The organism is Miltoncostaea oceani (genome assembly GCF_018141545.1).
Classification (GTDB): Bacteria; Actinomycetota; Thermoleophilia; order Miltoncostaeales; family Miltoncostaeaceae; genus Miltoncostaea; species Miltoncostaea oceani.
On the sequence record NZ_CP064356.1, the window covers coordinates 1,547,387 to 1,570,536 of the forward strand.

Sequence of the window (23,150 nt, forward strand, 5' to 3'; positions counted from 1 at the left end):
CCCGCGGGCGGCGGGCGCGCCGCTCAGTCGGGGGGCAGCGTCTCGGGCAGGCCGGCGGCCGCGAGGAGGGGGGAGGGGGGGATCGGGGTGGCGCCCGTCGCGAGGCACGTGAAGGCCTCCGCGGTGCCGAAGGCGTCGACCGCGGCGATCCGGTCGCCGCGGAGGGTGATGACGTCGAGGACGGCCGCGACGTACCGCCCGCGGCTCGCGTCCCACCCGTAGCAGCCGAGGGCGAGCTGGCCGTTGACGCGCGTCGGGGCGTGCCGCCACCGGACCGTCATGGCGTGGTTCACCAGGAATCCGCGGAGCGCCTCGTGGCCGCGGTACCAGGTGGGCAGCGGCGGCATCGACCAGGTGGCGTCCTCGGTCAGCATCGCGAGGAGGGCGTCGACGTCGCCGCCCTGCAGCGCCCGGGCGTAGCGGTCGGCGAGCTCCCCCACCCGTTCGTCGCCGAGGTCGCGGAGGGTCGCCTGCTGGCTGCGCTCCGGCAGGCGCGCCGCGAGGGTCGCCCGCGCCCGCTGCAGGGCGCTGTTGACCGACGCGACGGTCGTCTCCAGCGTCTCGGCCGTCTCCCGGGCCGAGAACCCGAGGACGTCGCGCAGGATGAGGGCGGCGCGCTGGCGGGCCGGCAGCATCTGCAGCGCCGCGACGAACGCGAGCTCGACGCCCTCGCGTTGCTCGTAGCGGGCCTCGGGGCCGGCCGACGCGTCCTCGGGGATCCGCGCGTCGGGGTAGGGCTCGATCCAGATCGACTCGACGAGCGGGGCGCCCGGCGGGTCGGACGGGCCGGCGGCCGACCCCCGCGCCGTCGCGAGGACCCGCGCGGGGCGGCGGGCGATCACGTCGAGCGAGGTGTTCGTCGCGATCCGGTAGAGCCACGCCCGCAGGGAGCTGCGCCCGTCGAACCGGGGCAGCCCGCGCCGCGCGCGCAGCAGGGCGTCCTGGAGGGCGTCCTCGGCGTCGTGGACGGAGCCCAGCATGCGGTAGCAGTGGGCCTGCAGCTCGTCGTGGCGGCCCTCGACGAGCATGCGGTAGGCGTCCTCGTCGCCGTCGCGGGCGGCCTCGATGAGGTGGCGCTCGCGGTCCGCGGACGGTGTCGGTGCGCTCCCCACGGTGGCAACCTAGATGAGACCGATGAGTCCGTGCCGGCCCGGGGGTCGACAGGGGACACACGCGACGAGGGGAGACACCATGTTCGGCGACGTTCCCGCCTTCTCGGGGTTCTCGGTTGACGACGTGGACCGCGTCCGGGGCTTCTACGCGGACGTGCTCGGCCTGGAGGTGGCCGACGAGCACGGGATGCTGGACCTGCGGCTCGCGACGGGGGGCCACGTGCTCGTGTACCCGAAGGGGGACGACCACGTGCCGGCCGCCTTCACGGTGCTGAACTTCCCGGTCGCGGACATCGACGCGGCCGTGGACGGGCTGGCCGCGGCCGGGGTGACGTTCGAGACGTACCCGGGGATGCCGGAGCCCGACTCCCGCGGCATCCACCGCGGTCTCGGCGACGGACCGGACATCGCCTGGTTCACCGACCCGGCGGGCAACGTGCTGGCGGTGATGCAGCTCCCCGCCGACTGACGGGGCCGCCGGCGTCCCGCCCCGGCGGCGCCGGGATCAGGCCGGGGGCCACCGCTCGGCCGGCGCCGCCGGGGGGATCTCGTCCATGCCGCCAGGCGGGGTCCATCGCCTCGTAGGGCCGCACGGCGGGCTCGCGCCACGTCGCGTAGCTCTCGCAGGCGGCGTCGGCGTCCGGGGCGCGGCCGATCGCCTCGGCGAGGGCGTGGGCGTCCTGCAGGCCGATCCCGGCGCCGACCCCGGTGTCGGGCCCGAACGTGTGCGCCGAGTCGCCGATCGCGACGACCCCGGGGACCCACCAGCTCGGGCACCGCAGCAGGGCGGGCTCGGTGTAGCGCACCTGGTCCCAGGAGGTGATGGCGCCGACGATCTCCTCCGCCTCGGGCAGCAGCTCGGCGAAGGTCCGGGTGAAGACGCCGATGTCGGGGGCCGTGGCGGCGTCGCGCCCGACGGGGTCCACGCGGCGGGAGCCCGAGGAGCCCTCGGGCCATCCGAGCATCGTGATCATCCCGCCGTCCGACAGGTAGCGGAAGCCGAAGAGCTGCCGGGGCGCGGTGGGGCTCAGGAACCCGAGGTAGGCGTCGCGCAGCGGCGACAGCTCGGAGGGGATGCCGGCCATGTCGCGCACCGCGGACGCCCGGCCGTCGCAGGCGACGACGAGGTCGGCCGCGACGTCGGCGCGTCCGCCGGGGCCCTCGGTGACGACGCCGGTCACGCGGTCGCCGTCGCGGAGCAGGGCGACGACGGCCTCGCCGTGGGCCACGGGGACGTCCTCCGCGAGCGTGCCCATCACGATGCCGTAGTCGACGGCGATGCCGACGGGCACGCCGTCCGGTCCGGTGCCGACGTCGCGCCCCGCGGCGCGCAGCCGGGACAGCAGCCCGAGCTCCTCGAACGCGTCGTAGCCCTGGTACCCGAGCATGAAGCCGCGCGGCATCCAGACCCCCGCGGGCGCCCGCTCGAGCACGACGGGGTCGTGGCCGCGGGCGCGCAGGAGCCGCGCGAGCGTCAGCCCCACCATCCCGCCGCCCACGATGACCGTCCGGATCACGCCGGCGAGACTACCCCCGTCCGCCGGGCGGCGGCCCCGGCGAGGTCGCCGCGCACGACCTCCACGAGGACGGCGGCGACCTGCGGGTCGAACTGGGTGCCGGCGCAGGCGGCGATCTCGGCGAGGGCCGCCCCCGGCGGGATCGCGTCGCGGTAGGGGCGCCGCGGGGAGGTCATGGCCTCGTACGCGTCGCAGGCGAACACGATGCGCGACGCCCGCGGGATGTCCTCCCCGGCGAGGCCGTCGGGGTACCCGGCCCCGTCCCACCGCTCGTGGCTGGACCGCACGAGGGCGGCGATCGGGGCGAGGGAGGGTGCGACCCGCAGGATGCGCTCGCCGATGACGGTGTGGCGGCGCACGAAGGCGAGCTCGGCGGCGTCGAGCGGCGCGGGCTTGTCGAGGATGGAGTCGGGGATGGCGACCTTCCCGACGTCGTGGAGGCGCGCCGCCCGCCGGACCTCGCCCCGGGCGGTCTCGCCGAGGCCGAGGCGCCGGGCGACGCGGTCGGCCAGGTCGGCGACGCCGTCGGTGTGCTCCTCCAGGTCGGGGTGGCGCTCGGCGAGCGCGCGGACGAGGACGTCGGCGCTCTGGCTCCCGGCGCTCTGGCGGCCGATCCCCTTGTGGGCGTACATGCGGTGGTCGGCGACGAGCATCGCCGCGTCGGGGGTGGTGGCGTCCACCGGCAGGCGCGCGACGCCGTGGGCGGCCGTGACCTGGAAGCCGTCGCCCCGCTCCCGCAGGGCCTCGTGGACCCGGTCGAGGGTGTCGCCGAGCCGTCCCCCTCCCGGGACCAGCACGCAGAACTCGTCGCCGCCGAGGCGGTAGGCGGCGCCGGGCGCGGCGGCGGCGAGGCGGGCCGAGAGCCGCACCAGCAGCGCGTCGCCGGCGGGGTGGCCGAAGCGGTCGTTGTAGCCCTTGAACCCGTTCAGGTCGAGCATGACGAGGGTGAGGGGCGACCGCTCGCGGGCGGCGGCCGCGAGGTCGCGCTCGAGCCGCCGCCGGTTGGCGAGCCCGGTGAGGCCGTCGGTGTCGGCCTCGTGCCGCAGGCGGGCCGCCGCCGCGCCGCGCTCGCGGCGGCGCCCGTTCGCCTGCCCGAACAGCACGGCGAACAGGAGCGCGACGGCGGCGGCGCCGAGGGCGGGCGTCAGGACCGCGGTGGACGTCGCGGCGGGCGCCCCGGGGAGCGCGACCTTTACGGTCCAGGTGGTCCCGGCGACCCGGGCGACGCCGACCGCGTCGCGGGGGCGACCGGGGCCGATGTCGGCGAGGGTGGTGCCCCGGTCGGTGATGCGCAGGCCGCCGCCCTCGGGCAGCAGCGCGGCGGCGGGGGCCGCCAGGCCGGTGAGGGGGAAGACCCCGCCGACGTATCCGCCCAGCCCCGACCGGCGGGCGGCGACCGTCGACGGCGACGGGTCCGGTCCGTACACGGCGGCGAGCAGGGCGACCGCCGTCGGGCGGCCCCGGTCGAGCGACAGCGCGGGGGTGACGACGGGCCGGGCCCCGTCGCGCGCCCGCGCCAGCGTCGCCCGCAGGGCCGGCCGGCCGGCGAGGTCGACGCCGAGGCTCCCGCGCGCCGCCGGTGACGCCGGGGCGGTGAAGGTGAGCGGGAAGTGCTCCCCCCGCGCGGGCGCCGCGGTGATCCGGCCGGAGGCGTCGGGCGCGCGGATCGTGCCGTGGAGGCGCTCGTACCGGGGGCGGGACGCGGCGGGCACGCGCTCGGCCCAGTTGAGCGAGAGCACCTGCGAGTCGACGAGCTCGACGGCGGCGAACCGGCCGAAGGCTGCGGCGTCGACCGCCGGCCCCCCGGCGGCGAACAGCCCCCGCGCGGCGGTCAGGTTCGACCCGGCGGCGTCGAGCTCGTCGCGGATCGTCGCCGCCGCGCGCCCGGCCCACTCCGTGTGGGCGTCGCGGTGGTCGGCACGGGCGTGGGTGGCCACCGCCGCCGACGCGGCCAGGCCGGCTCCCGCGATCGCGACCACGACGACCACCTGCAGGGGGCGCAGACGGGCGCCGCCGAGCAGGGCGAGGGGACGTCGGAGCGCCGCGCGGACGCGACGGACCGCCGGGACGGGACCGGGCATGGATCGACCTCCGGATGGGGGCTCCAGGGCACGGATCCCCGCGTGCGGTCGTCATCGGCATCCCCCGATGGGGAGTGAGTCCCCCGGTCGCCGGTCCCGCGGGGTTATCCTCACCCGGTCAGTCCATCTGGGTTCCGGCATGGGGGACACGGTGAGCGAGGCCGACGGCCCGGGGCGCGACGCCGACCGCGGGGAGTGGGGGGCCGCCTACGCCCGCGCGCGGCTCCGCGACGTCCCGTTCGAGACCATGTCCGGCGTCCCGGTCGACCCGGTCTACGGCGACGGGCCCCTCCCCGGCACCTATCCGTACACCCGGGGCCCCCACGCCTCGATGTACCGCTCGCGGCTGTGGACGATGCGGATGTTCGCGGGCTTCGGGACCGCGGCGGACACGAACCGCCGGTTCCGGGACCTGCTCGCGGCGGGGGGCACCGGCCTGTCGACGGCGTTCGACATGCCGACGCTGATGGGCGTCGACTCGGACGCGCCGCTCGCGCGGGGGGAGGTCGGCCGCGCCGGGGTGGCGGTCGACGTGCTGCCCGACGTCGAGGACCTGTTCGCCGGCATCGACCTCGGCGCGGTCTCGACGTCCCTGACGATCAACGGTCCCGCGGCGATCCTGCTCGCCATGTACGTCGCGGCGGCGGAGCGGGGCGGCGTCGCCCGGCGCGACCTGTCCGGGACGATCCAGAACGACATCTTCAAGGAGTACCAGGCCCAGAAGGAGTACATCTTCCCGCCGCGGCCGTCGGTGCGGCTCGTGACGGACACGATCGCGTTCGCGACGGCCGAGATGCCGCGCTGGCACCCCGTCTCGATCTCGGGGTACCACATCCGCGAGGCCGGGAGCACCGCCGCCCAGGAGCTGGCGTTCACGCTCGCGAACGGGTTCGCCTACGTCGAGGCGGCGGTCGCGGCGGGCCTCGCGGTCGACGACTTCGCACCGCGCCTGTCGTTCTTCTTCAACTGCCACATCGACTTCTTCGAGGAGATCGGCAAGCTCCGCGCGGCGCGGCGCATCTGGGCCCGGTGGATGCGCGAGCGCTACGGCGCCCGGGACCCCCGGAGCCTCGTCTGCCGCTTCCACACCCAGACGGCCGGGGTGTCGCTCACGGCGTCCCAGCCCGAGGTGAACATCGCCCGCGTCGCACTGCAGGCGCTGGCGGCGGCGCTCGGCGGCACCCAGAGCCTCCACACCGACGCCTACGACGAGGCGCTCGCGCTGCCGAGCGAGCGGGCCGCCCGCATCGCCCTGCGCACCCAGCAGGTGATCGCCCACGAGACGGGCGTCGCCCACGTCGCCGACCCCCTCGGGGGCTCGGACTACGTGGAGTGGATGACCGACGAGATGGAGCGGCGGGCGGAGGAGGTCTTCGCGCACCTCCTCGACATCGGCGGCGGCACGATCCTGGAGGGCGTGTACGAGGGCGTCGAGCAGGGGTGGTTCGTCGGGGAGATCGCCGACGCCGCCTACCGGTTCGAGCGCGAGGTCAACGCCGGCCGCCGCATCGTCGTCGGCGTCAACGCGTTCACCGACGACGGCGACGAGCCCCCCGGGCCGACGTTGCGGATCGACCCCGACGTCGAGCGGCGGCAGGTGGAGCGCCTCGGCCGGGTGCGCTCCGAGCGCTCCGCCGGAGCGGTCGACGCGGCCCTCGCCGACCTGCGCGCCGGCGCCGCCGAGCCGACCCGCAACCTGATGCCGCCCCTCATCGACGCGGTGCGCGCCCACGCCACCGAGGGCGAGATCGTCGCCACCCTCGCCTCCGTGTTCGGGACCCACGTCGAGCGGATCGTCGTGTGATGGACGACGCCCCGCGCATCGTCCTCGCGAAGCTCGGCCTCGACGGCCACGACCGCGGCCTGAAGGTCGTCGCCCGCATCCTCCGCGACGCGGGCATGGAGGTCGTCTACCTGGGGCTGCGCCAGTCCCCGGAGGGGGTGGCGGGTGTCGCCCAGCAAGAGGACGCCGACGCCGTCGGCATCTCGATGCACAACGCGAGCCACCTGACGCTGGGCCCCGCGATGGTGGACGCCCTGCGCGCCCTCGGGCTCGCGACGCCGGTCGTCGTCGGCGGCATCGTGCCCCCCGACGACGTGGCGACGTTGCGCGCGGCGGGGGTGGCGGAGGTCCTCGGCCCCGGCGCGTCCGCGGTCGAGGTGGCCGCGGCGGTGCGCCGCGCCGTCGCCGCCGCGGCCCCGTGAGCGCCCGCGAGGGGGACCCCGCCGTCCTGCTCCGGGCCGCCCGCGACGGCGACCGCGGGGCGCTGGCGCGTCTGATCACGCGCATCGAGCGGGGCGGGGAGACGGCCGCGGAGGTGGCGGCGCTGCTGCCCGCGGGCGAGGGCGCCGCCCACGTCGTCGGCGTCACCGGGGCGCCGGGGGCCGGCAAGTCGTCCCTGACGGGTCACCTCCTGGCGCACCTCGCGGGGGAGGGACTCCGTCCGGCGGTGCTCGCGATCGACCCGTCGTCACCCGTGACGGGCGGTGCGATCCTCGGTGACCGGGTCCGCATGGACGGCGTCGCCCCGGGGGCGTTCGTGCGGTCGATGGCGACCCGCGGGCACCAGGGCGGGCTGGCGGCGGCGGTGCCCGCGGCCCTGCGCCTGCTGGCGCACGCCGGTCACGACCCGGTGATCGTCGAGACGACGGGCGTCGGGCAGGTGGAGGTCGACGTGGTCGCCGCCGCCGACACGACGGTGCTGGTGGTCGCGCCCGGGTGGGGCGACGCGGTGCAGGCCAACAAGGCGGGGCTGCTGGAGGTCGCCGACGTGCTCGTCGTCAACAAGGCGGACCGCCCGGGGGCCGCCGACGCCCGCCGCGACCTGGAGCAGATGCTCGACCTCGGCCACATCAGCGGCCTGGAGGCGCGCTCCGGCCGCCGCGCCGGGATCGTGATGGCGACGTCGACGACGGGGGAGGGCGCGGCGGAGGTGTGGCGCGCGGTCGCCGCCCACCGGGCGGCGATCGCCGCCGACGGGGAGCTCGACGCCCGCCGGGCGCGGCGCCGTCGCGGGGAGGTAGTGGCGCTGGTGGGGGTCGCGTTGCGCGCCCGCACCGACGCGGCCCTCGCGGGCGAGGCGGGACGGGCGGCCCTCGCGGACGTCGCCGCCGGGCGCATCCCCGCGGATGCCGGTGCGGCGGAGGTGCTGCGGGCGGTCCTCGACGGCGGCTGAGGGCCCCGCCCGATCCGTCAGGTCGCCAGCGTGCTCCCGAAGACCTGCCAGGCGAGGGCCGACTTCGCGGCGAGGCTGAGGACGATGTACGCCCGCTCCGAGAAGAGGTAGTCCCGCCACCGGCCGACCCGCCGGTACTGGAGGGCCATGTTCACGGCGAAGCTGTTGAACAGCACGAACAGCGACACGAAGATGGCGTAGACGAACGTCGGCGCGGAGTCGCCGCCGAAGAGGTAGACGCCGATCGCGATCCACGGCACCGCGCCGGCGACGCACCCGAACCAGTAGGGCGTCCAGTCGGCGCCGGCGTCGGGCGGCTGGCGCTCCATCAGCAGTCCGAAGAGGATCATCGCGGCGTTCGCGCCGAAGATCGCGATGAGCGCGGCGGCGTCGGAGATCCCGGTGAGCATCGCGATCAGCACCACCATCAGCGACGCGCTGACGGAGTACTCGATCCAGCGGGCGATGTTGCGCCGCCGCCCGAGCTCCCGCTCGTACCAGGCGCGCACCGGCGGGGTCGCCATCAGCAGGTGGTCGGCGGCGGCGAGGAACAGGAACGCGGCGACGACCGGTGCGAAGCGGACGTCGAACAGCACCTCGAGCTCGCCGGGGCCCTGACCGGGGGGCCCGCCGAGGAACGACGCGGTGACCGGCGTCGCGAAGTCGTTGGCGAGGGCGAGGATCACGAGCCCCTGCACGAGGTGGGCGAGCCCCACCACGAGGTTCAGGTTGCGCAGGCGGCGCAGCGTCGGTGCGGGGGTCGTCGCGATGCCGGGAGGATGACAGGGCCGCGCTCCCGCGGGCCGGGGGTCGGCGCCCGCCCCCGTTTCAGCCCGTGGCGTCGGCGGGGGCCGCGGGCGGATGCACCCACCGGGGGCCGAGGAAGACCACCGAGATCACGGCGGCCAGGAGCCCGACGGCGGCGAACCCGGCGGCGCCGAGTACGACGCCGGATCCGAGGCCCCCGGTGGCCCCCGCGAGGCCGACGAGCAGGTCGGCGTTGCCCTGCGCCTGGGGCCGGCGCGCGAGCGGGACGGCGTCGACGACGAGGGCGCTGCCTGCGACGAGGCAGAGGCTCCAGCCGAGGCCGAGCAGGAACAGGGCGATCGCGAGGACGACGCTGGACGCCGGGTCGGCGGCGGCGGCGAGCACCCCGGCGGCGGTCAGCGTCACGGCGCCGGCCCGGACGGTCGCCATGCGGCCGACGCGGTCGCAGAGCAGTCCGACGAGGGGGGAGAAGAGGTACATGCCGGCGATGTGGACGCTGATGACGAGGCCGATGACGGAGAGGCCGTGGTCGTGGGCACGCATGTGCAGCGGCGTCATCGTCATGACGCCCACCATCACCGTCTGGGCCGCGACCATCGCGCTGACGCCGGTGAGCGCGGGGCCGTGGGACAGCTCCGCCCATCCGCCCCGCCGCGAGGGGGCCGCGGGCACGGCGGGGCGCGCGGCGGCGTCGATCGCCCGGGCCAGGAGCAGGGGGTCGGGCCGGAGGGCGAGGGCGACCACCGCGGCGGCGGCGCCGTAGGCGAGGGCCGAGAGGGCGAAGGGGCCGGACAGCACCGGCAGCCCGACGGCGTCGGCGGCGGCGCCGGTCGCGTCGATCAGGTTGGGGCCGGCGACGGCGCCGAACGTGGTGGCGAAGAGGACGGTGCCGAGCGCCCGGGCGCGGTGGCCGGGCAGCGCCAGGTCGGCCCCGGCGAACCGCGCCATCAGGCTGGAGGTGTTGCCCGCCCCGAAGAGGACCATCCCGGCGAGCAGCAGCGCGAACGAGCCGATCGCCGCCGCGACCACCACGATGACCGAGCCGGCGGCGCCGAGCAGGTAGCCGAGGGCCAGCCCGGGGCGGCGGCCGCGGAGGTCGGCGAGCCGCGCGAGGAGCGGCGCGGCGAGGGCGCCGCCGGCGGTGCCGACCGCGACCGGCAGGCCGGTGAGGCTGTCGCCGTCGAGGAGGTCGCGGGCGAGCAGCGCCCCGACCGCGACACCCGCCGCGAGGCCGACCCCCCCGAGCACCTGCCCGGCGACGAGCACGCGCAGGGTGCGCCGCTGGGCGCGCTCACGCTCGTCACCCGTCCCGTCCGGGCCGGTCACGGCGACCGTCGGCCCCGCGCGCATCCCCGTCCCCCCTCGCTCGGCCACGGGCCCGGGGGCGTCCGTGCCCAGAACGACGAAAGGCCCCGAGATGCAGGGCCTTTCGATCTACTCCTCGGGCAAGACTCGAACTTGCAACCCTCCGGTTAACAGCCGGATGCTCTACCATTGAGCTACCGAGGAACGCTCTCGACCCACCTTATCGAATGGGGGCGGGGGTGACTCAAGCCCCGGGGACGCCACCCGGCGGCGGGCGCAGCCGGTGGAGGCGCACGAGGGGCCCCGACTCGTCGACGCGGCCCCCGTGGCGGACCTCCCGCATCAGGTGCGACCAGCCCGCGGCGACGAGCGGGTCGATCAGCGCGTCGGCGTGGGGACGCCGGGGGTCGGCGATCAGCGCGTCCCCGTCGGGCGCGAGGATCCGCGGCAGCAACGCCGCGAGGGCCGGGCCGTTGCGCGCCTCGTAGAGCAGGTCCGCGCCGATCACCAGGTCGGCCCGCGGTCGCGCGAGCAGCTCCGGCGGGGGATCCGCCCAGTCCACCAGCATCGTGTCGAGGCGTGCGCCGGCGGCGGCGGCGTTCGCGCGGGTGAAGTCGAGGGCCTCGCCGTACCAGTCCGTCGCGAGGACGTCCCCGCCGGCGAGGGCGCAGACGACGGAGGGGACGCCGACGCCGCAGCCGAGCTCCACGACCCGGCGGCCGGCGAGGGGGACGGCGGCGAGGCGGTCGGCGAGGGCCAGCCCGCTCGGCCACAGCTCCGCCCAGTAGGGGAGGCGCTCGTCGCGGGCGTACGCCTCCTCGTCGATCAGGTCCTCGGCGGAGCGGGGTCGTGCGATGGTGAGCCGGCGGCCGCCCGCGACGACGTCGTCGCGGACCGGGTCGAAGGGGGAGAGGGGGTCGTCCATCGCCACGGGGCCCAATAGTGCCTGGTGGAGATCGATTCTCCGGCCCTTTCGTAGCGATCGGCTCATGCGTAGTGTGCGCGATCCAGATGCCCGCGTTCCCGCTGCCCGATCGACGGCCGCCCCTGCCCGCGGCCAGCGACGACCCCCTGTCCGCGTCCGTCGCCGCGATCCTCGACCGGCGGTCCCTCACCGTGTCGGCGCTCGGGAGCCTCCTGCGCGCCGAGGGCATCGCGATCAGCCGCACCCGCCTGCACCAGCTCTGCTCCGGCACGGGCGCCCCGCCGACGGCGGAGCAGCTCGAGCGCCTCGCGAGCGTCCTCGGCGTGAGCCCCGGCTACTTCGCCGAGTACCGCCTCTGGCGCGCACGCGCGCTGCTCGACCCGGCCGTCGTGGGATTCGACCGCGCGATGGCCAACTTCGACCGCCTCCGCGGCCGTCGCGACCTCCCCCTGGGGCGCGCCGACGACCCGGAGGCCGGGTCGCGCTATCCTGGCGCGGTCCGAACCGAGTCCAAGGAGCGTGCATGAGCGAGACCGAGCAGGTCGCGGGGGACGAGGCCGCGGTCTCCGAGGCTGACACCATCGGTGTCGAGGAGACCCCCGCCGACCCCGCCGCGGGCATCGACGTCGCGAACGATCCCGAGATCCAGGCCGCCGAGGAGGAGCTCCTCGAGGAGGCGATCCCGGTCGCGCTGCCGCCCGTCGCGGGTCGTCAGGCGAAGGTGTTCCTCTGCGAGCGCGGTCACCGCACCGTCGCCGTGTGGAGCGAGCCGACGACATGCCACGCGCGCCCGACGCGCCGCACCGAGTGCGGCCGCCAGCTCTACCCGATCGGCGAGCTGCCCGAGCAGGTGCAGAAGGCGCTGAACCCCCTCAAGGCCTCCAAGAAGGCCTCCAAGGGCTAGCGCCCCCCGCCGGACGGCGCGTGACATCTCCCGGCTGCATCCCATCGCGGGGCGGCGTCCTCGGCAGCCCCGGTATTCCCGATACCGGGACTGACCTGCGTCCTTGCCCCGCGGGGGATTCGCTCGGGAGATGCAGACGGACGCCCGGCGCGGGGCACTAGCGGGTCCCGGAGGGCCGGGGCGGGGGTCACCCCGCCTCGGCCACCTCCACCATCCGCTCCATCTCGCGGAAGCCGGGCTCCCAGACCTCCGGGTCGGTGACGTCCACTCCGAGCTCGCCGAGAAGCTCCGTCGGAGTCTTCGACCCGCCGGCCGACAGGAACGCGATGTAGGCGTCCACGAAGGCCGGGCCCATCTCGCGGAAGCGGGCGTACAGGGCCAGCGTCGACAGGTGCGCGAACACGTACGCGTAGGTGTAGAAGCGCGTCGAGATGAAGTGCGGGATGTACGACCACCCCAGCCGGTAGCGGTCCGGCAGGGAGAGGGCGTCGCCGTAGTACTTGGCGTTCTCCTCGAACCAGATGTCCGAGAGGCGGTCCGCGGTGAGGGTGCCGCCCTGCCCGCGCAGGTCGTAGGCGCGCTGCTCGTAGCGGGTGAGGACCGTCTGGCGGAAGACCGTCGCGAACGACCCCTCGACCCGCTCGGACACCAGGGCGCGGCGGGTCGCCGGGTCCTTCTCGACCTCCATCAGGTGGTCGAAGGCGACGAGTTCGGCGAACGTGGACGGGACCTCGGCGAGGGCCAGGCCGGTGCCGGCCGACAGGGCCGTCTGCTCCGCCGACGCGAGGGCGAAGTGCATGCCGTGCCCGAGCTCGTGGGCGAGCGTCATCACGTCGTCCATGCGGTCCGTGAAGTTCATCAGCACGTACGGGGAGGCGTCCTGGGCGACGGGGGCGCAGAACGCGCCGCCGCGCTTGCCCGCCCGGGGCTCCGCGTCGATCCGCCGCTCGTCGAAGAAGCCCCCGGCGATCTCCGCGATGCGGGGGGAGAAGCGGGCGAAGGACTCGTCGATGAGCCGCCGCGCCTCGGGGTAGTCGACCGAGCGCCCCTCGCCGATCGGCGCGTACTGGTCGTGCAGCTCCAGCTTCCCGACGCCAAGGATGCCCGCCTTGATGCGGAACCAGCGGTGGGCGATGGGGTAGTGGCGCTCGACGGCGTCGAGCATCCCCTCCACGACCGGCCCCGGCAGCTCGTTGCGCAGGTGCGTCGGCTCCATCGGGCCCGCGTAGCCGCGCAGCCTGTCCATCGCGAGGCGGTCGCCGACCAGCGTGTCGTAGCAGTGGGCGAGCGTGTCGGTGTGCGGGTCGAGGGCGTCGTAGAGCGTCTCGAGCGCACGCCGCCGCAGGTCGCGGTCGGGGTTGCGGACGTGGGCGAGGAGGCGGTCGATCGTGTGGGGCTCGACGCCGTCGCCCTCGCCGGCGTCGAACGGCACCTCGAGCGTCGAGGTGATCTGCCCGAAGAGGGTGTGCCAGGCGCTCACCGCGGCCGGGCTGCGCTCCGAGAGCATCCGCTCCTCCGGCTCGGAGAGCGTGTGGGGCGCGAACCGGCGCATCGCCACCAGGTAGTGGCGGTCGCGGGCGACCTCCGGGGCGTCGTGGAGGGCGCGGGCGCGCTCGTCGTCGAGCGCCAGCCACTCGAGGTCGAAGAAGCGCAGCGCGTTGCCGGCCTCGACGAGGCCGCGGTCGATCGCCGAGGAGAGGTCCTTGTTCTCCTGGCTCGTCACGTCCACCGACTCGCGCAGGTGGGCGTAGGAGCTGACCCGCGAGAGCTCGTTGTCGATCTCGGCGAGCTCGGCGAGCGCCTCCGCGAGGGCGGGGCCGTCCATCCCGGGGAGGGCGCCGCGGTAGCGGGACTCGAACGCGCGGGCGCGCTCGAGCGCCGCCGCCAGGCGGGTGCGCGCCGCGTCGGCGTCCGGGACGAGGGGCGCGAGGTCCCAGTGGACACCGGCCGCGCGGCGGCCGGAGGGGGCGGTGTCGGTGGCTGTCGTCATGCCGCTCACGCTAGCGGATCGCCCTGGGCATGGGCCGTCCGGGGACGGTCCCGCGGCCTCAGGCGGCGGCCGCCTCCAGCAGGCGGTCGATCGCGTCGGGGGGGAGCGGCGGGGTGCCGGTGTCCCCGGGCCGCAGCGCCTCCTCGGGGCGGTGGAAGTCCGATCCCCCCGCCGCCACCAGGCGCAGCCGCCGGGCGATGCCGGTCAGGTGGTCGCGGCGCTCCGGCGTGTGCTCCGGCCGGTGGACCTCGATGCCGAGCAGCCCGTAGGAGGTGAGCCGGTGCACGAACGCGCCGAGCTCCCGCGGGGGCATGCGAAGCGACGCCGGGTGGGCGAGCACCGGCGCGCCGCCGCTCCCGCGCACCAGCTCGATCGCCTCCCGCGGCGCGAGGCCCTCGTGCGGCACCCACGCGGGGCCGCCGTCGGCGAGGTAGCGGTCGAAGGCCTCCTGGCGGTCCGCGACGTGCCCGGCGGCGACGAGCGCGTCGGCGAGGTGCGGCCGCCCGATGGCGCCGGCGGCGCGTGCCGCGACGTCGGCGAAGTCGATCGGCGCCCCGATCTCCGCGAGCCGCGCGACGATCCGGCGGGCGCGGTCCTCACGCGCGTCGCGCAGCCCGGCGAGGCGCGCGCCCAGCGGCTGCGGGTCGGCGCCCGGGAAGTAGCCGAGCAGGTGCAGCGACCCGGACGGCGCACGCACCGACAGCTCGACGCCCGCCACGACGCGGACGCCGTGCGCGGGTCCCGCCTCCTGCGCCTCCGCCACGCCCGCGAGGGTGTCGTGGTCGGTCACCGCCAGCAGGCCGACCCCGCACCCCGCCGCCAGCGCGACGAGCGCGGCCGGGGCCAGCGCCCCGTCGGAGGCGACGGTGTGCGAGTGGAGGTCGGCCCGCAGGGGGGCTAGGCGGGGACGGCCCCGCCGATGAGGCCGCGCGCCTCGAGCTCGGCGATGACCTGGGCGGCGCTCTCCTCGGGGGTCTGGCCCTCGGTGGAGATGTGGACCTCGGGGTCCGTCGGCGCCTCGTAGGGGTCGCTGACCCCGGTGAACTCCTTGATCTCGCCGGAGAACGCCTTGGCGTAGAGGCCCTTCACGTCACGCTTCGCGCACTCCTCGACGGAGGTGTCCACGAAGACCTCGACGAAGGAGCCGAACTCCTCGACCATCGCCCGGGCCGCGGCGCGGGTGTCGGCGTACGGGGAGATCGCCGAGACGAGCGTGACGACGCCCGCGCGGGTGAGGCGGCTCGCGACCCAGCCGATGCGGCCGATGTTGGTGTCGCGGTCCTCCTTCGAGAACCCGAGGCCCTTCGACAGGTGGGTGCGGACGACGTCGCCGTCGAGGTACTCGACCAGCGCGCCGCGCCTCTCCAGCTCGGGACCCACGATCTCGGCGATCGTGGACTTGCCGGTGCCCGAGAGCCCGGTGAACCACAGGGTGACTCCTCGACGCTCGCTCACTCGTACCGCCCTCCTCGGGGCGGTCGTGCCCCGGTCGTCAGTTCAGCGTCCGGCGGCGGCGTCCTGGGCCGGCAGGTGGAGACCGCACTCGGTCTTCTCCGCATCGGCCCAGCGGCCCGCCCGGGAGTCCTCGCCCGGCCGGATCGCACGCGTGCAATGGGTGCACCCTATCGACGGGAACCCGCGGTCGTGCAGCGGGTTGTACGGGACGTCGTGCGCGAAGAGGTACCCCTTCACGTCGGCGTCGTCCCATCCCGCGAGCGGCTGCACCTTCACCACGCCGCGGGGGTCGAGCTCCAGCACGCGCGCGTTGGCGCGGGTCACGCTCTGGGCGCGGCGGATGCCGGTGATCCAAGCGTCCATGCCCACCAGGGCGCGCTCGAGGGGCTCGACCTTGCGGAGCGCGCAGCAGTGGTCGGGGTCGCGCTTCCACAGCTCCGGGCCCTCGGTCGCCTCCTGCTCGGCGACGGTCTGGAGGGGGTCGATCCGCTCGATCCGGAGGTCGTACCGCTCGATCAGCCGGTCGCGGGTCTCGTAGGTCTCCGGGAAGAGGAGGCCCGTGTCGAGCTCGACGATCCGGATGTCGGCGCCGATCCGGTGGAGCATGTCGACCAGGATCGAGGACTGGTGCTGCCAGGAGCAGGTGAGCAGGATCTTCCCGGCGAACCGGTCGACGGCCCACTCCAGCAGCTCCTGGGCACTGCGGTCCTCGAACTCGTCGGCGAGCGCGTCGACTTCGGCGCGCGAGAGCGAGAGGGTGTTCACACGGCGCAGGCTAGCAGAGGGAAAACGGATGGCAGGGATAAGCGAGGGGAATAGCCGGCTCGTCTGGTCGAGCGACGAGGGACGCGTGCCCGACCCCCCGCGGCGCGCCGCGCCGGAGCCGGCGCGCGGGGACGGCGTCGTCCGCGTGGGTCGCACCTCGTCGGGCCGGAGGGGCAAGACCGTGACGCTGGTGACCGGGCTCCCGCCCGCCGACGTCGCGGGCGTGGCGAAGGAGCTGAAGCGCCTCTGCGGGTCCGGCGGGGCCGTCAAGGACGGGGTCGTCGAGATCCAGGGCGACCAGCGGACGCGCATCATCGGGCACCTCGAGGGGCGGTACCGCGTGAAGGCCACGGGCGGCTGAGTGGACCGTCTCCGCCGCCGGCTGGCCGACCCCGGCAGCCCCGCCCGGTGGCCGGTCGTCCTGCGCGTCGTCCTCGCCGCGGTGTTCCTGCAGGCCGGGGTCGGCAAGTTCGTGAACCACGACGCGTACACCGCGCGCTTCGAGCGCTGGGGGTTCGGCACTGCGCCGGGCGCGGTTGCGATCCTCGTCGGGCTCACCGAGACGCTCGGGGCCCTGGCCCTGCTCACGGGCGTGCTGCCGCGGGTGGCGTCGGTGGCGCTGATCGGCGTGATGGTGGGCGCGCTCGCCACCGCGGGCCGCGTGGACGGCGGGCGCGACGTGTGGCTGCCGGTCGTGCTGATCGTGCTGCTCGCGGCCCTCGCCGTCGCCGGGTCGCGGAGTGCGGCGCTGCTCCCCGCGTGGCCCCGCCCGCGGGCCGCGGCCGAATAGGAACGGCGCCCCCGGGGCATCACGCCACCCGTGCTCGTGATCGACGGACTGACCAAGAGCTACGGCGGACGCCGGGCCCTTGACGACCTGACCGTCGAGGTCCCCGCCGGCGAGGTGGTGGGGCTCCTCGGTCCGAACGGGTCCGGCAAGACGACCGCGATGCGGATCGTCTTCGGCGTCATCGACGCCGACGCGGGCCGCGTCACGTACCGCGGCGGGCCCATCGGCCCCGTCGAGCGGCGGCGCTTCGGCTACATGCCGGAGGAGCGCGGGCTCTACCCCGACATGCGGGTCCGCGACCAGCTCGTGTACTTCGGCCGCCTCGCCGGCGTCCCGCGCGCCCGCGCCGCGGAGCGCGCCGACGCCCTCCTCGAGCGCCTCGGCATCGCCGACCGCGCCGACGAGGAGGTCCAGAAGCTGTCGCTCGGCAACCAGCAGCGCGTGCAGCTCGCCGCGGCCCTCGTGCACGAGCCGGAGGCGCTCGTCCTCGACGAGCCGTTCTCGGGACTCGACCCCCTGGCCGTGGCGGGCCTGTCGGAGATCGTCCAGGAGGCGGCCGACGCCGGCCGGCTCGTGCTGTTCTCCAGCCACCAGCTCGACCTCGTCGAGGGGCTCTGCGAGTCGGTCGCGGTGATCGACCACGGACGGCAGGTCATGTCCGGCCGGGTCGAGGACCTCAAGGCCGGCAGCGGCCGGCGGGTGCTGCGGGTGGTCGTCGGCGGCGACGAGCAGGCCGCGTGGGCGCGGTCGGTGGACGGCGTGCGGGTGCTGTCGGCGGGCGCGGACGGCGCGCGGCTGGCGCTCGACGGCGGCACCGACCCCCTGGCCGTGCTCGACCGCGCCCGCGCCGCCGGCACGGTCACCGACTTCGGACTCGAGATGCCGAGCCTGACGGAGCTCTTCATGGACGCCGTGGACGGTCGCCGATGAGCCGGTGGAGGGGTGCGGCGCTCGTCGCCGAGCGGGAGATCCGCGAGCGGCTCCGCACGAAGAGCTTCGCCGTCATCACCGCGATCCTCGTGCTCGCCGCGCTCGCGGCCGTCATCGTCCCGAGCATCGTCGGCGACGACGGGCTCGACACCGCGACCGTCGCCGTCGCGGGTGCGCCCGAGGGCCTCGGCGACGCGATCGCGGCTGCGGGTCGCGCGCAGGACTTGGACATCACCGTCCGCGACGTCGCCGCGCCGGCGGCGCGTGCCCAGGTCGTCGACGAGGAGGCCGACGCCGCCCTCATCGACCGCGGGGTGGGGGAGCGCTCGACGATCCTCGTGCGCGACGACCTCGACCCGGCCCTCCGCGCCGCGGTGCTCCAGGCCCTCGCCCAGACGCGCCTGGTGGCGGGCCTCTCCGAGGCCGGCGTCCCGCCGGACCGGGTCGCCGCGCTCACCGGCGCCCCGGACGTCGCCGTGGAGTCCACCGACCCCGACGGCCCGAGCGGCTCCGAGGTCGGCGTCGGCATCCTGATGGCGGTGCTCCTCTACGTCGCCCTCCTGTTCGCGGGCACCCTCGTCGCGACCGGTGTGGCGGAGGAGAAGACCAGCCGCGTGTCCGAGGTGCTCCTGTCGAGCCTGCGCCCCATCGACCTGCTCGTCGGCAAGGTCGCCGGCATCGGCCTCGTGTCGCTCGGGCAGCTCCTCGTCGCGGCGGTCCCCGCCGTCGTCGTGGCGCTCGTGATCGGCGCGGCCGACGTCCCCGACGCCACCGTCCCCGCCATCGTCGGCGGCGTCGTCTGGTTCGTCGCCGGCTACGCCCTCTACGCGTCGGCCTACGGCGCCCTCGGCGCGCTGGTGGGCCGCCAGCAGGAGGTCGGCCAGGTCACCGCCCCGCTCGCGATCCTCCTCCTCGCCGGGTACCTCGCCGCAGCCCTGTTCGGCGCCGGCGACCCCGAGGGGACCCTCGTCCGGGTGCTGTCGTTCATCCCGCCGTTCGCGCCGCTGGTCATGCCGCTGCGCATCGCCACCGACACCGTGTCGATCGGCGCCGTCGCCGTCTCACTGGCGCTGACCCTCGCCACGGCCGCGGCGGTCCTCGCGTTCGGCGCCCGCGTCTACCGCGGGGGCATCACCCGCACCGGCGCGCGCACCTCGGTGCGCCAGGCCCTGGGGGGCTAGCCCCCGGCGACCTCGATGCGCAGGCGCCGCTCGAAGGCGCGCTGCACCACCGGACCCTCCAGGGCGGCGCTCCACAACGCGACGGCCGGGTCGCCCTCGGCCCGGACGCGGAGCACCAGCTCGCCGTCGGGCGCGTCGACCTCGACGCCGGTGACGCCCCGGGCCCGGCCGCGCTCGAGCTGCTCGGCGATCCGCAGGCAGCACGCGAGACGTTGCAGGCGGTCCACGTCGTCGTCGTCGAGCACGCCCTCCAGCGGGGCGGGGTTCGGCAGCGCCTTGCGGTGGGCCCGCACCAGCAGCGCGATCATCGCGAGCTCGGCGTGCCGGAACCCCGGGAGCCCCGAGTTCAGGATGAGGTAGAAGCCGTGCTTGTGGTGGTCGTTGTAGTCGACCGTCACGCCGGCGTCGTGGAGCATCCCGGCCGCCCACAGCAGCTCGCGCTCCCGGCGGTCGATGGTGTGCATGCCGACCCGGGCGAGCTCGTCGTAGATCCCCAGCGCGAGCTCGCAGACGTGCGCCGCGTGCGGGACGTCGCAGCGGTACACCTCGACGAGGTTGAGGACGCTCTGGCGGCGGACCCCGCGGATCAGCGGCGGGTCGAGCGGCTGGAGGAACCGCTCGTAGAAGAGGCCCTCGCGCAGGCCCTGCGAGCAGATCTCGACATGGTCGACGCCGAGCTGCTCCAGCGCCGTCGCGATGACGACCGCCCCGGCGAGGGTGATGTCGGCGCGGTCCTGCTTGAGGCCCGGCAGCCGGCTGCGCTCCGTCGCGGGGAGCTCGAGCATCGCGTCGACGAGCTCCTCGATGCCGGTCCGCGGCAGCAGGTAGCCGTGCAGCTCGTCGAGGGGGTACCGCGTCGCGCGCTGGTGCATCGCCGCGAGCGTGCGGATCGTGCCGCCGACGCCCACGAGGCGACCACCGGCGTCCTGGATCCACGGGACGTCCGCGAGCTCCTTCACCACGTGCTTGCGGAGGGGCTTCAGGTCGCCGCGCGTGGCGCGGGCGCCCGGAAGGAACCGCTCCGTCATGCGCACCGCCCCGAGCGGGCGCGAGACGATGCGCTCCAGGCCGCGTCCCACCACCTGGCTGACCTGGATGCTGCCGCCGCCGAGGTCGAGGACGTGCCCGTCGCCGAGGGTCGTGCTGTTGACCGCCCCGAGGAACCCGTACCAGGCCTCCTCCTCGGCCGAGAGGACGCGCACGTCCAGGCGGCCGCCGGCGGTCAGGGCCTCCATCACGTCGTCGCGGTTCGCGGCGTCGCGGGCGGCGCTCGTGGTGACGGCCGCGACGTCGTCGATGCCGGCCGCCTCCACGAACGCGGCGTACAGCCGGGCGGTGTGCGCCGCGCGCTCGAGCGAGTCGGGGTGCAGCCCGGCGGGGCCGGCGCCGGCGGAGAGCCGCACCGCGTCGCGGATCTCGTCGACGAGCTGGAACGACCCGCCGGTCCGGTAGCGGAACACCACCAGGCGGAAGGTGTTGGAGCCCATGTCGATCACCGCGAGGCGGCGCTCGGCGGAGCCCTCCGGCGCCGCTAACCTAAGTTCCATGTGTCCCACCCCGCTGCGTCCACCGTCGGTCAGCGACGTCGGCGAGCGCGGACCGCACAGCGAGGAGGGGCGCGCCTGGCCGGGCACCTTCGACGCGCCGGAGACGGTCGAACGGGTGTGGATCGACTTCGTCGCCGCCCTGCCCGACCCGGCGCAGCGGACGGCCCTGCGTCGCGCCGTCGCCTTCGCGCGCGCCCGTCACGGCGAGCAGCGCCGCCGCGGAAGCGACACGCCCTACTGGGTCCACCTGGTGCGCGTCGCGATGGAGCTCGCCCGCTGGGGCGAGACGTCCCCGGTGCTGCTGCAGGCGGCCCTGCTGCACGACACCGTCGAGGACACCGCGACGGGCATCGGGGAGATCCGTGTGGGCTTCGGTCCCGAGGTCGCCGACCTCGTCGACTGGCTGACCGCCCCCGACGACCAGGCGGAGCTGCGCGGGTACTACGCCCGCCTGCGGGCCCAGGCGCCCTTCGCGGCGCAGGTGCTGAAGCTGGCCGACCGCGTCGACAACCTGCGCAGCATCCAGGCGCTCGTGATGCGGACCGGCGACCGCTACACCGGCTGGGCGGCGACGTACCTGCGCCGCACGGTGTGGCAGGTGCTCCCGCTGGCCGCGGCGGCGCCGTCGGTCGCGCGCGTCGCCCTGGTCACGGCGATGGCCGACCTGGCGCCGCTCGTGGGCGACGACGGCTTCACCGAGCCCTAACGCGCGCGCAACCGGCGTGTCACGGAGCGCGGATTGGATGGGCCGCACATCAGCCACCCCACCCGCTCCGGGAGACGACATGACCCCCACCCTCAGCGCCACCGAGACCGCCCGCATCCTGGCCCTGCTTGATCGACTCGACCCGCCGGCCACGACGTGCGCGGTCGCCGGGTGCCTCCACGGGCACCGGACACACCCCCGCCCCCGGGAGGAGGCACCGGCCATCGCGGCCTGAGGCGTCCTCCCGGAGGCTCCGGCGGGCGGCCCGCCCCGCAGGGCCGCCCGCGCCGCGCGGGCGATCAGTTGCGGTCGCCCGGAGGGACGAGCAGCACCGGGCAGGGTGCGTGGTGGGCGATGTGCCCCGCGAAGCTGCCGAGCAGGGCCCGCTCCACCAGTCCGCGGTGGGTCGCGGCGACCATCACGTCCACCCCCGCGCCCGCCGCCCAGTCGCAGGCCTCGGACGCCGGGTGACCCTCCAGCAGGACGGCCTCCGCGCCCTCGCGGTCGCGCACCTGCTCGTCGAGCCACATCTGCGCGGCGTCGCGCTCGATCTCGGGGTCGTTGACCACGCCGCCCCCGAGGCCCGCGGCCAGGGAGACGAGGAACGACGGGCTCGCGATGACGTGCACCACGCTCAGCCGCCCGCCCGACAGGGCGCGCAGCCCCTCGGCGTGCCGCAGCGCGTGCGCCGCGGCCTCGGAGCCGTCGATGAAGCAGGCGATGTGGTCGAAGCGCGGCGCGGTCACGGCCCCGGACTCTACCCGTCCCCGGGGGGATCGCCGCGGCGCACCTCGGCGAGGTAGGGGCGGCGCGGGTCGGCGCCGAGCGCGAGGCGGCCCTCGGCCAGCTCGACGAGGGCGTCCCCGACGAGCTCGCGGCGCCAGCCGCTGCCGAGTTGCTCGCCGTCGCCGTCGCCCGACACGACCGCGGCGAGGAACGACGTGATGTCGTCGCGGGTCGCGAGGAGGCTCGGGGCGAGGCCCACCGCGGCGGCGCGCGCCGCGACGAGCACCGCGCCGAGCGGCGCGAGCACCTCGAGGCGGTGCTGGACCTCGGGTGAGGGGGGAGGGGCGGAGGCGATCGGCTCGGCGGCGGCCCCGGCGCGCAGCGCGGCGAGCAGCGACTCGGCCTCGGCGCCCTGGATGCGGGCCGGGAGGCCCCGCTCGTTCTCGAGGGCGCGCCGGTCGGCGGGACGGCGGTGGGCCATCTCGACGAGGGTGCGGTCCGGGATGATCCACGAGGCCGGCTTGTCGCGGCGGGCGGCCTCGCGCTCGCGCCACTCGGCGATCGCGGCGAGCACCGCACGGTCGCGGGCGTTGAGGCGTCCACCGCCCTTGACCCGGCGCCACGCGGTGGCGGGGTCCGGCACGAGGCGCGCGCCCGGTCCGTACCGGCGCCGGTGCTCCTCGGCGACCCAGTCGAGGCGGCCCATCTCCTCGGCGCGGCGGGTGAGCTCGTCGGCGAGCTGCAGCAGGTGCGCGACGTCGGCGGCGCCGTATTCGAGCTGCGCCTCCGACAGGGGGCGGCGGCTCCAGTCGGTGTACCGCTCGCCCTTGTCCAGGTGGACGCCGAGGACGCGCTCCAGCAGCGTCGCGAGGCCCTGCCCGGCGCCGAGGCCGACGAAGCCGGCGAGCACCTGGACGTCGACGAAGTTCTCGGGCCGGGTGCCGAAGGCGAGGCCGAGCAGCGTCAGGTCGGCCGACGGGGCGTGCATCACGACCTCGACGTCCGGGTCGGACACCAGCTCCGCGACCGGCCCGAGCGGCGCCCCGTCGATCGGGTCCACGATGTGGATGCCGCGGGGGGTGGCGATCTGGGCGAGGCACGCGACGGGCGCGTAGGTCCGCTCCCAGAGGAACTCCAGGTCGATGGCGGCGCGCCCCTCGGCGCGTGCCTCGCGGACGACGGCGTCGACGCCGGCGGCGTCGGTGATCGGCGGCGGCGACATCCGGGTGAAGCCTAGTGGAGCGGGCCCCGGGCCCGCGTGGACCGGGCCGC

25 protein-coding genes and 1 tRNA gene are annotated in these 23,150 nt (G+C 76.0%); 12 read left to right on the forward strand and 14 right to left on the reverse strand.

The window, feature by feature from the left end; translation table 11 throughout:
• Positions 1 to 23: 23 nt before the first annotated feature.
• Positions 24 to 1,028, reverse strand: a complete 1,005-nt coding sequence (locus IU369_RS07875; protein ID WP_425516817.1) for an RNA polymerase subunit sigma-70 — start codon at positions 1,026 to 1,028, stop codon at positions 24 to 26.
• Between the two features lie 163 nt (positions 1,029 to 1,191).
• Between IU369_RS07875 and IU369_RS07880 the strand changes: the two genes are divergently transcribed.
• Positions 1,192 to 1,581: a VOC family protein gene (locus tag IU369_RS07880; protein WP_217924024.1), complete on the forward strand. Its 390-nt coding sequence runs from the start codon at positions 1,192 to 1,194 to the stop codon at positions 1,579 to 1,581.
• Here IU369_RS07880 and IU369_RS07885 read toward each other — a convergent pair.
• Together IU369_RS07885 and IU369_RS07890 are read right to left on the reverse strand one after the other, a co-directional pair.
• Positions 1,529 to 2,629 (reverse strand): FAD-dependent oxidoreductase, encoded by a 1,101-nt coding sequence (locus IU369_RS07885; protein WP_217924025.1) that lies wholly within the window; start codon positions 2,627 to 2,629, stop codon positions 1,529 to 1,531. The genes IU369_RS07880 and IU369_RS07885 overlap by 53 nt on opposite strands.
• Positions 2,626 to 4,710: an HD domain-containing phosphohydrolase gene (locus IU369_RS07890; protein WP_217924026.1), complete on the reverse strand. Its 2,085-nt coding sequence runs from the start codon at positions 4,708 to 4,710 to the stop codon at positions 2,626 to 2,628. The genes IU369_RS07885 and IU369_RS07890 overlap by 4 nt, the downstream gene beginning before the upstream one ends.
• Positions 4,711 to 4,849: 139 nt before the next feature.
• Here IU369_RS07890 and IU369_RS07895 point away from each other — a divergent pair, with 139 nt between their 5' ends.
• The 3 genes from IU369_RS07895 to meaB are packed head-to-tail and all read left to right on the forward strand — an operon-like array spanning position 4,850 to position 7,886.
• Complete coding sequence (locus IU369_RS07895; protein ID WP_425516802.1) at positions 4,850 to 6,514, forward strand: acyl-CoA mutase large subunit family protein; 1,665 nt, start codon at positions 4,850 to 4,852, stop codon at positions 6,512 to 6,514.
• Positions 6,514 to 6,915: a cobalamin B12-binding domain-containing protein gene (locus IU369_RS07900; protein WP_217924028.1), complete on the forward strand. Its 402-nt coding sequence runs from the start codon at positions 6,514 to 6,516 to the stop codon at positions 6,913 to 6,915. Before IU369_RS07895 ends, IU369_RS07900 begins: the two co-directional genes overlap by 1 nt.
• A complete protein-coding gene (meaB, locus tag IU369_RS07905; protein WP_217924029.1) occupies positions 6,912 to 7,886 on the forward strand; it encodes a methylmalonyl Co-A mutase-associated GTPase MeaB in 975 nt (324 codons plus the stop codon). The genes IU369_RS07900 and meaB overlap by 4 nt, the downstream gene beginning before the upstream one ends.
• Positions 7,887 to 7,903: 17 nt before the next feature.
• On the opposite strand, the gene heR is transcribed toward meaB, so the two are convergent.
• The 4 genes from heR to IU369_RS07925 all read right to left on the reverse strand — a co-directional run bounded on the left by heR (position 7,904) and on the right by IU369_RS07925 (position 10,884).
• Positions 7,904 to 8,656 carry a heliorhodopsin HeR gene (heR, locus tag IU369_RS07910; protein ID WP_343233227.1) on the reverse strand — a complete coding sequence of 251 codons (753 nt, stop codon included), beginning with the start codon at positions 8,654 to 8,656 and terminating at the stop codon, positions 7,904 to 7,906.
• Positions 8,657 to 8,714: 58 nt separating this feature from the next.
• Positions 8,715 to 10,004: an MFS transporter gene (locus IU369_RS07915; protein WP_217924031.1), complete on the reverse strand. Its 1,290-nt coding sequence runs from the start codon at positions 10,002 to 10,004 to the stop codon at positions 8,715 to 8,717.
• 87 nt (positions 10,005 to 10,091) lie between these two features.
• A tRNA-Asn gene (locus tag IU369_RS07920) sits at positions 10,092 to 10,163 on the reverse strand.
• Between the two features lie 40 nt (positions 10,164 to 10,203).
• Complete coding sequence (locus tag IU369_RS07925; protein WP_246551467.1) at positions 10,204 to 10,884, reverse strand: class I SAM-dependent methyltransferase; 681 nt, start codon at positions 10,882 to 10,884, stop codon at positions 10,204 to 10,206.
• 86 nt (positions 10,885 to 10,970) lie between these two features.
• Here IU369_RS07925 and IU369_RS07930 point away from each other — a divergent pair, with 86 nt between their 5' ends.
• Positions 10,971 to 11,411: a helix-turn-helix transcriptional regulator gene (locus IU369_RS07930; RefSeq protein ID WP_217924033.1), complete on the forward strand. Its 441-nt coding sequence runs from the start codon at positions 10,971 to 10,973 to the stop codon at positions 11,409 to 11,411.
• Positions 11,408 to 11,788 (forward strand): hypothetical protein, encoded by a 381-nt coding sequence (locus IU369_RS07935; RefSeq protein ID WP_217924034.1) that lies wholly within the window; start codon positions 11,408 to 11,410, stop codon positions 11,786 to 11,788. Before IU369_RS07930 ends, IU369_RS07935 begins: the two co-directional genes overlap by 4 nt.
• A gap of 187 nt (positions 11,789 to 11,975) precedes the next feature.
• Here the strand turns inward: IU369_RS07935 and IU369_RS07940 are convergent, their stop codons facing one another.
• Genes IU369_RS07940 through IU369_RS07955 form a run of 4 tightly spaced genes read right to left on the reverse strand, consistent with a single transcriptional unit; the run spans position 11,976 to position 15,998 of the window.
• Positions 11,976 to 13,778 carry a M3 family oligoendopeptidase gene (locus IU369_RS07940; protein WP_217924035.1) on the reverse strand — a complete coding sequence of 601 codons (1,803 nt, stop codon included), beginning with the start codon at positions 13,776 to 13,778 and terminating at the stop codon, positions 11,976 to 11,978.
• A 58-nt stretch (positions 13,779 to 13,836) separates the two neighbouring features.
• Entirely contained in the window at positions 13,837 to 14,670 is an 834-nt protein-coding gene (locus IU369_RS07945) for a PHP domain-containing protein (protein WP_217924348.1), read from the reverse strand.
• A 5-nt stretch (positions 14,671 to 14,675) separates the two neighbouring features.
• Complete coding sequence (gene cysC, locus IU369_RS07950; protein ID WP_217924036.1) at positions 14,676 to 15,233, reverse strand: adenylyl-sulfate kinase; 558 nt, start codon at positions 15,231 to 15,233, stop codon at positions 14,676 to 14,678.
• A gap of 42 nt (positions 15,234 to 15,275) precedes the next feature.
• Positions 15,276 to 15,998, reverse strand: coding sequence for a phosphoadenylyl-sulfate reductase (locus tag IU369_RS07955; protein ID WP_217924037.1), 723 nt, complete (start codon positions 15,996 to 15,998; stop codon positions 15,276 to 15,278).
• Between the two features lie 37 nt (positions 15,999 to 16,035).
• Here IU369_RS07955 and IU369_RS07960 point away from each other — a divergent pair, with 37 nt between their 5' ends.
• Genes IU369_RS07960 through IU369_RS07975 form a run of 4 tightly spaced genes read left to right on the forward strand, consistent with a single transcriptional unit; the run spans position 16,036 to position 18,899 of the window.
• Complete coding sequence (locus IU369_RS07960; protein WP_343233228.1) at positions 16,036 to 16,359, forward strand: translation initiation factor; 324 nt, start codon at positions 16,036 to 16,038, stop codon at positions 16,357 to 16,359.
• Positions 16,360 to 16,788 (forward strand): DoxX family protein, encoded by a 429-nt coding sequence (locus IU369_RS07965; protein ID WP_217924039.1) that lies wholly within the window; start codon positions 16,360 to 16,362, stop codon positions 16,786 to 16,788. It begins immediately after the preceding gene.
• A gap of 30 nt (positions 16,789 to 16,818) precedes the next feature.
• The gene (locus tag IU369_RS07970; RefSeq protein WP_217924040.1) at positions 16,819 to 17,718 is read left to right on the forward strand and encodes an ABC transporter ATP-binding protein; all 900 of its coding nucleotides are present in this window, start codon (positions 16,819 to 16,821) and stop codon (positions 17,716 to 17,718) included.
• A complete protein-coding gene (locus tag IU369_RS07975; RefSeq protein ID WP_217924041.1) occupies positions 17,715 to 18,899 on the forward strand; it encodes an ABC transporter permease in 1,185 nt (394 codons plus the stop codon). Before IU369_RS07970 ends, IU369_RS07975 begins: the two co-directional genes overlap by 4 nt.
• On the opposite strand, the gene IU369_RS07980 is transcribed toward IU369_RS07975, so the two are convergent.
• A complete protein-coding gene (locus IU369_RS07980) occupies positions 18,896 to 20,446 on the reverse strand; it encodes a Ppx/GppA phosphatase family protein (RefSeq protein WP_217924042.1) in 1,551 nt (516 codons plus the stop codon). The two genes, IU369_RS07975 and IU369_RS07980, sit on opposite strands and share 4 nt — an antisense overlap.
• Here IU369_RS07980 and IU369_RS07985 point away from each other — a divergent pair.
• Together IU369_RS07985 and IU369_RS07990 are read left to right on the forward strand one after the other, a co-directional pair.
• Complete coding sequence (locus tag IU369_RS07985) at positions 20,445 to 21,152, forward strand: HD domain-containing protein (protein WP_217924043.1); 708 nt, start codon at positions 20,445 to 20,447, stop codon at positions 21,150 to 21,152. The two genes, IU369_RS07980 and IU369_RS07985, sit on opposite strands and share 2 nt — an antisense overlap.
• 79 nt (positions 21,153 to 21,231) lie before the next feature.
• On the forward strand, positions 21,232 to 21,387 hold the full coding sequence (locus tag IU369_RS07990) for a hypothetical protein (protein WP_217924044.1): 156 nt from the start codon (positions 21,232 to 21,234) through the stop codon (positions 21,385 to 21,387).
• 64 nt (positions 21,388 to 21,451) lie between these two features.
• Here the strand turns inward: IU369_RS07990 and IU369_RS07995 are convergent, their stop codons facing one another.
• Both IU369_RS07995 and IU369_RS08000 read right to left on the reverse strand, forming a co-directional pair.
• Positions 21,452 to 21,898: a universal stress protein gene (locus tag IU369_RS07995; protein WP_217924045.1), complete on the reverse strand. Its 447-nt coding sequence runs from the start codon at positions 21,896 to 21,898 to the stop codon at positions 21,452 to 21,454.
• 11 nt (positions 21,899 to 21,909) lie between these two features.
• Positions 21,910 to 23,100 (reverse strand): ribonuclease D, encoded by a 1,191-nt coding sequence (locus tag IU369_RS08000; RefSeq protein WP_217924046.1) that lies wholly within the window; start codon positions 23,098 to 23,100, stop codon positions 21,910 to 21,912.
• Between the last annotated feature and the right edge of the window lie 50 nt (positions 23,101 to 23,150).